The 7,138-nt window shown below is 43.4% G+C and carries 6 protein-coding genes and 1 rRNA gene; 5 read left to right on the top strand and 2 right to left on the bottom strand.

What is annotated here, in order from left to right; translation table 11 throughout:
* From rrf to LHL20_RS20350, 4 genes are all read left to right on the top strand, one after another.
* A 5S ribosomal RNA gene (rrf, locus tag LHL20_RS20365) occupies window positions 1-91 on the top strand; the annotation flags it as partial.
* Between the two features lie 204 nt (window positions 92-295).
* On the top strand, window positions 296-763 hold the full coding sequence (locus LHL20_RS20360; RefSeq protein WP_226434612.1) for a hypothetical protein: 468 nt from the start codon (window positions 296-298) through the stop codon (window positions 761-763).
* A gap of 48 nt (window positions 764-811) precedes the next feature.
* Window positions 812-1,345 (top strand): PH domain-containing protein, encoded by a 534-nt coding sequence (locus LHL20_RS20355; RefSeq protein ID WP_226434611.1) that lies wholly within the window; start codon window positions 812-814, stop codon window positions 1,343-1,345.
* Between the two features lie 171 nt (window positions 1,346-1,516).
* Entirely contained in the window at window positions 1,517-2,518 is a 1,002-nt protein-coding gene (locus LHL20_RS20350) for a branched-chain amino acid aminotransferase (protein ID WP_159627396.1), read from the top strand.
* 64 nt (window positions 2,519-2,582) lie between these two features.
* On the opposite strand, the gene gpmA is transcribed toward LHL20_RS20350, so the two are convergent.
* Window positions 2,583-3,329, bottom strand: coding sequence for a 2,3-diphosphoglycerate-dependent phosphoglycerate mutase (gene gpmA, locus LHL20_RS20345; RefSeq protein WP_159627395.1), 747 nt, complete (start codon window positions 3,327-3,329; stop codon window positions 2,583-2,585).
* A gap of 203 nt (window positions 3,330-3,532) precedes the next feature.
* The gene (locus LHL20_RS20340) at window positions 3,533-3,994 is read right to left on the bottom strand and encodes a cupin domain-containing protein (RefSeq protein ID WP_159627394.1); all 462 of its coding nucleotides are present in this window, start codon (window positions 3,992-3,994) and stop codon (window positions 3,533-3,535) included.
* A gap of 277 nt (window positions 3,995-4,271) precedes the next feature.
* Between LHL20_RS20340 and acnA the strand changes: the two genes are divergently transcribed.
* Window positions 4,272-6,989, top strand: a complete 2,718-nt coding sequence (gene acnA, locus LHL20_RS20335) for an aconitate hydratase AcnA (RefSeq protein ID WP_226434610.1) — start codon at window positions 4,272-4,274, stop codon at window positions 6,987-6,989.
* The last annotated feature ends 149 nt before the right edge of the window (window positions 6,990-7,138 follow it).

Genomic DNA, 7,138 nt, shown 5'->3' with positions numbered 1-7,138 from the left:
CACCTGACTCCATTCCGAACTCAGAAGTGAAACGTATTAGCGCCGATGGTAGTGTGGGGTTTCCCCATGTGAGAGTAGGACACTGCCAGGTCCCAATTCTAAAACAAAGAACCCAGCGAAAGCTGGGTTTTTTGTTTCTTATGCTCTACTTATTTACTTACAATTTTTCGTTTTTCTGCAATAACTTAGTTTACAAACTGCTGGTATTGTTGCGCTTATAACGTAGTGGGTTTTCACCTTTCATTCACCAACTCGCTACTACACTATTCGTTTTTGAGCGTATTAAAGGAATATCATGCGTAAGCTTCGAGTATCACTAATTGCACTAACTTGCTTTTCATCTAACAGTATCGCTCAGGATATTGATGTGAGTTTAGGTAGTGGCTGGCCTTTCTTTCTTGTCCCTACGGTTTCTACAAAATATGATGATGTAGAGCTATACGTGAATTATAAAATGGGATTAGATGACGGCTTTACTCTGGGTGCACAAAAACAATACGAAAACCATGTTGTAGGCATATTCCTCGGTGCTGTGGGCGCGAGAGATGCAGAGTACAGCTGCGAAGATGAACTGACTTGCCCTATTATTAGGTTGGCGCTAACTGATGCCCAAACAACGCAAGGCATAGGAATGTCATACGAGTATCGATTCAATACCTCACGTGAAGGCTGGGCTTTTAGAGTAGAAGCCGGCTATGGAAAAGAGTCACAAAACGATACGAATCGTTTCGATGGCAATGCACAAGTCGTTTATCATTTCTGATCCCTAGCAACGGTATACTCAATTTATTACGATACAAAGGTTCTTATAATGTCTGAAAGAATAATAATCAGTGCCACCTTCAACCCAGCCGTAAAAACTTATTGGTTAATAAGCTTACTGTTGGTTTCAACTATTACTGTAGTAGGAATACCAGTCTTAATTATATCTATTCCTCTATTCTTTCTGATTAGTAGCAAAATATTAGCCGCGATGTCAGCGATTGTGACTGAGCGAAAACTCGTGGTAAAACGAGGTGTGTTTAATAAAGAAGAGAAGTCTATTCCACTAGAGAAGATAACAGATGTCGCTATGGTGCAAGGACCACTAATGCGCATCTTCAATCTTTATCGTCTGTCATTTGAAACTGCCGGGCAGTCAGCTCAAGGCGCCTTGGTTTCATTGATTGGTATCAATGACGCCGACACATTCAGAGAAACGATATTGGCTCAGAAAGATAAGTTGTTAACGGGTAATAACGCAATGCCAGATCAGAAAACAGATGAAAACAATGATATGAAGGTGCTAATTGACAGCGTCAAACGTATTGAGCTACTACTAGAAAAGGTACTAGACAGTAAATAGCACTACGGTGAATTTTTCTGTTTTGAGTCTGGTATTTGTTTGCCGTCAGTATTTCTAGACGATCTTCTTAAATAAAAGCTCTATTAGCATCTACTTACTTTTAGCAAAGTGACTGTTTTTTGGTAAACTCTATCGGATATTTTTTTTAGTCGAAGTGAATAGGACGAACCAATGGCCGTATTCGGTACAGTATTTATGCCACAAATGGCACTTGCTACCTTTGTCAACGATAAGTGGACTGACACCGAATTTGTCAGCGCAGATAGTATTCAATTGCATCCTGGTGCGCATGTGCTCCATTATTCGAGCACTTGCTTTGAAGGCCTAAAAGCTTTCAAACATGAAGATGGTAGCATTAACATTTTCAGAATGGACAAAAACATTGAGCGCTTTGCTCAAAGTAGTCGTCTTTTAAACTTGCCTGAAATAGACAAAGCGCAAGTAGAAAAAATGATTATTGATATTGTTGCGAAGTACGCGTCTGAAGTACCTGAGCCTCCTGGTTCAATGTATATCCGCCCAACGCATATCGGCACAGAAGCGTCTATAGGTAAAGCAGCAGCGCCATCAGCAAGTTCAATGTTGTATGTATTATTATCGCCAGTTGGCGATTATTTTGCTGGCGGTGCAAAGCCACTACGCTTGCTATTAGATGAAACAGGAATGCGCTGCGCACCGCACATGGGAATGGTTAAAAGTGGTGGTAACTATGCCAGTGCCTTACCGCCTATTTTAAAAGCGCGCGCTGAAGTTCAAGCTGACCAAATATTGTTTTGCCCTAATGGTGATGTACAAGAGACTGGAGCAGCTAACTTCTTACTTATTGATGGCGATGAAATTATCACTAAAGGATTAGACTCAAGTTTCTTACACGGTGTGACACGCGCTACGGTGCTTCAAATTGCTAAAGATCACGGCATGAAAGTAAGTGAGCGTGACATCACTGTAGAAGAGCTTTTAGAACGTTCAGCGAAACCGAATACTGAAGCAGCGCTTTCAGGTACTGCGGCGGTTCTTACGCCAGTAGGTACTTTTATCCATAATGATAAAGAGTATCAGGTTGGAAGTGGTGAGGCAGGCCCAGTAACTATGAAGTTAAGACAGGCGCTAAATGATATCCAGTGGGGTAAAGCAGAAGACACTCACAACTGGTTGGTGAAAGTACCTCGCTAGTTTGATGATACACAAATAAAAAAGCCTGCATAAGCAGGCTTTTTTGTATCTAAACGGTAACGGCTTATTTTGCTTTACCTTGTTTAGCCACGGCATCCATCATCGCCTTAATAGCTTCAGGGTCGCCTAAGTATTCTTTTGAAATTGGCTTTAGATTTTCATCTAGTTCATAAACTAGTGGTACACCAGTAGGTATGTTCAGGCCAAGAACTTCTTCATCTGACATGCCATCTAAGTACTTAACAAGTGCACGCAAGCTATTGCCGTGAGCGGCAATAATGACACGCTTTCCAGCTTGGATATCTGGGCGGATAACATCGTGCCAATACGGAAGTACGCGCTCAATAGTAAGCTTTAAACTCTCTCCACGAGGAAGAATGTCAGCATCAACATGGCTATAACGAGGGTCGTGGCCAGGGAAGTGTTCGCTGTCTGTTTCTACCGCTGGCGGTGGAATATCGAAACTACGACGCCAAATCTTAACTTGCTCTTCACCGTGTTTAGCGGCAGTCTCTGCTTTATCTAAACCTGTCAATCCACCATAGTGACGCTCGTTTAGTCTCCAATGGCGCTCAACTGGTAAGTAGTGCTGGCCCATTTCTTCAAGCGCAATATTCAGCGTTTTGATAGCACGTAAAAGCACAGACGTATAAGCCTGATCAAATGCAAATCCAGCATCTTTAAGTAGCTGACCAGCGGTTTTCGCTTGCGCTACGCCAGTGTCAGTCAAGTCAACGTCGTGCCAGCCTGTGAAACGGTTCTCAAGGTTCCACTGACTCTCTCCATGACGAATAAGTACCAATTTATACATAGTTGGGTTACCTGCGGCGTTAGAGTGAGATAGTCTGAAGTTCGCCACTATGGACGTTCAGACGTATATTTTAAAAACTGCCGATATCATCCTTGATTGGCATCAAAAAATCCAGTTTATACGCAGACAAAAGTGCAGGTATGACGAGTAATTATAAAATAAATGTAGACTGCCAAATGTTCTGTCAACCTACTTACTATTGCCTATATAAAACGACTTAAATCAGGATGTGCTACGTCTAACCATTGTTTCATTGAAGGCTCTTCAATAAAACTGAAGTCGGCAAAGTCAAACCCTGGCGCCACGGTACACCCAACTAATGAATAGTCGCCCATACTTTGTGCCGCTTGAAAATGGCCTGCATTAACTACCTCCACGTACTCATTACCTTCGCCACCAATGCGCCGTTCCCACAACTGCTGTTTATGCAGTTGCAGAAGTTGCAGTGGGGCGCCTTCGTAATGATTCCAAACTTCATCGTGTAAAACGCGATGAAAGCGGCTTACCTGCCCTTTAAGTAGTAGAAAATAAATGTGCGTAAGTGCAGGACGAGTATCACCGTGAACGAATGATTGGGTTTCATGTTCAGACCGAAATACCTGACGATAGAAGCCACCTTCTGGGTGCGGTGTTAAGTTGTACTTTTTTACTAGTGGGTGGGTCATAGTTGTGTCGTTACTCTTTCGCCTTTTTGGCTGCGCATTATTTAGCAAAGCGCAAGGCTGTTCTAATCGAACTTAAGCATACCGTTTGCGCCTTTATAAGAAAACAATAATGTTACATCAATGTAAATGGTAAGTGCTCTTATAAGTCACGTCGCTGATATCCAATGTGAACTTTTTTTCATGTGTTTTGCGTACAAATAAGACTATCAAGCGTCTGGGGTAAAAACCCACGCTTATTAAAATAACTATTGAACAGGCAAATAAGGATGGAGAGCGTATGACATACAAGTCTTTTTCACAGCTAGAGGTGAAGGGGAATACCTACAAGGCAGTCAACTTAGATGGTATCGGTAAACAGTATGCGCTCGACCGACTCCCTTTCTGCATAAAAATTTTACTTGAGAACCTAATTCGTCACGAAAATGAAGAGTTCGTATCAAGTAACGATATTGAACAAGTCGCAAAGTGGGATGTGACTAACCACGTTGACCACGAAGTATCGTTCGTGCCTGCCCGTGTAATCTTGCAAGATTTTACAGGCGTTCCTGCAATTGTTGATTTAGCCGCTATGCGAGATGCAGTTGATCGACTCGGTGGCGATGCACAAGCAATTAATCCGCTTAATCCGGTTGAGTTGGTTATAGACCACTCTGTTATGGTTGACCATTTCGCTGAAGAAAATGCCCTAGAGAAGAACACCGATATTGAGATTGAGCGAAACAAAGAACGTTATCAATTTTTGAAATGGGGGCAGTCGAGTTTTGACAACTTCAAAGTGGTTCCACCTGGGCGCGGTATAGTTCACCAAGTTAACTTAGAATATCTGGCGCGCTGTGCATTTACCAAACAAGAAAATGGCGAAACCTTAGTGTATCCAGATACCTTGGTAGGCACAGATTCACACACCACCATGATTAACGGTTTAGGTGTATTAGGTTGGGGTGTCGGTGGGATTGAGGCCGAAGCAGCCATGCTCGGTCAGCCAGTTACCATGCTACTGCCAAAAGTAGTCGGCTTTAAATTATCAGGTCAGCTACCTTCGGGTGTTACGGCTACTGACATGGTATTAACCATTACAAAGCAACTGCGTGAACACGGTGTAGTGGGTAAGTTTGTTGAGTTTTACGGTCCCGGATTGAAACACCTTACCACCGCCGACCGTGCAACAATTGCTAACATGGCTCCGGAATACGGTGCCACATGTGGTATTTTTCCAATTGATAATGTTGCTCTTGATTATCTTAAGTTAACCGGCAGAGACGAACAGCAAATAGCACTTGTTGAAGCTTATGCGAAATTTAGTCAGTTATGGCATGACGACCATTCAAAAGATGCTGAGTATCATGAAACGTTATCACTTGACCTTAGCGATGTAGTGCCATCCATCGCTGGCCCCAAACGTCCTCAAGATAAGATTGCATTAGATGAAGCCGCTAACGCCTTCAAAGAATGGCATCGTTCACAAATCGACATTAAAGTGGTCGATGAAGAAGCCGACTTTGTGGCAGAGGGCGGTTTAGGCACTACTGCAGACGTTGATGAAGATCACGATTCATTTGTTGAGTTCAGAGGCAGTAAATTCAACCTTGAAGATGGCGCCATTGTTATTGCCGCAATTACTAGCTGTACGAATACGTCGAACCCATCTGTATTGGTTGGCGCAGGCCTACTTGCCAGAAACGCAGCGGCAAAAGGTCTAACCCGTAAGCCTTGGGTCAAAACGTCGTTGGCCCCGGGGTCACAAGTTGTCACACAGTACCTAGAAGATGCTGGACTCATGGACCCTCTAGAAGCGCTTGGCTTCAACTTAGTGGGCTATGGTTGTACTACGTGTATTGGTAATTCAGGTCCATTACCTGATGCCATTACCGATGCTATTCGAAAAGCCAAACTAACAGTGACGTCTGTATTGTCTGGAAACCGGAATTTTGAAGGGCGAATTCACCCTGATGTAGCAGCAAACTATTTGGCGTCACCACCATTGGTCGTGGCTTACGCGCTAGCTGGCAATATGAATATCGATATAACCAGAGAGCCGCTGGGAAAAGCCGATGATGGTTCGCCTGTGTATCTGAAAGATATCTGGCCAAGCGAAGATGAAATTCAAAAGTACATTGCTGAAAATGTAACTGGCGACCTGTTTAAAGAGAAATACGCCGATGTTTTCAAAGGTAGCGGTGAATGGAATTCACTAGAAGTCAGTAAAACATCAGTTTACGACTGGCCTGAGTCAACCTACATAAAGCATCCGCCATTTTTCGAAGTAATGGGCAAAGAGCCTGAGGCGCTTAAGTCGATTGAGAATGCGCGGTGTTTGGTTAAGGTAGGTGACTCAATTACCACTGACCATATCTCTCCTGCTGGCGCGATAGCTAAAGACAGCCCTGCAGGTGAATACCTACAAGCTCAAGGTGTAGAGCCAAGTGACTTCAATTCGTATGGCTCTAGGCGTGGTAATCACGAAGTTATGATGCGTGGAACCTTCGCGAATGTGCGTCTGCAGAATCAATTAGCGCCTGGTACCAAAGGCAGTGCCACCACCCATTTTCCCAGCGGTGATAGTATGTCTATCTTCCATGCAGCTATGCGCTACAAAGACGATGGTGTGCCTGCAATTGTCATAGGTGGTAAAGAATACGGGACCGGCTCAAGTCGCGACTGGGCAGCGAAAGGACCTTCATTAATGGGGGTTAAAGCGGTAATGGCTGAAAGCTATGAACGTATTCATCGTTCTAACTTAATTGGCATGGGTATTTTACCCCTACAATTTAAAAGCGGTGATAGTGCCACTTCATTAGGCTTGAAGGGTAATGAGTCTTACTCTATTGACGCTGTATCGCGCGGACAAAAAGAGGTGAGTGTTACGGTTAATAGTGATGAAGGTGAAAGTAAGTCGTTCATGATGGACATTCGTATCGATACATCGAATGAATTTACGTACTTTGAGAATGGCGGCATTCTGCATTACGTTATTAGAGAATACTTGAAAAAGTAACGCCTGATTTTATTATCAACTTACATCAAAAAATAAAAAGCCCAGCTTAGCTGTAATGCCGTTCACTTAAGGTGAGCGGCATTTTTCTTTCTGCTGTATCGCTGTGGTCTCTTCTTAACTGTTCGGGGGAAGCTGCGTTCTCGCCGTGG

This window comes from Alteromonas sp. McT4-15 (assembly GCF_020515205.1).
Taxonomy (GTDB): Bacteria; Pseudomonadota; Gammaproteobacteria; order Enterobacterales; family Alteromonadaceae; genus Alteromonas.
Note: the sequence above shows the minus strand (reverse complement) of the source record. Positions and strands in the feature narration are given on the sequence as shown.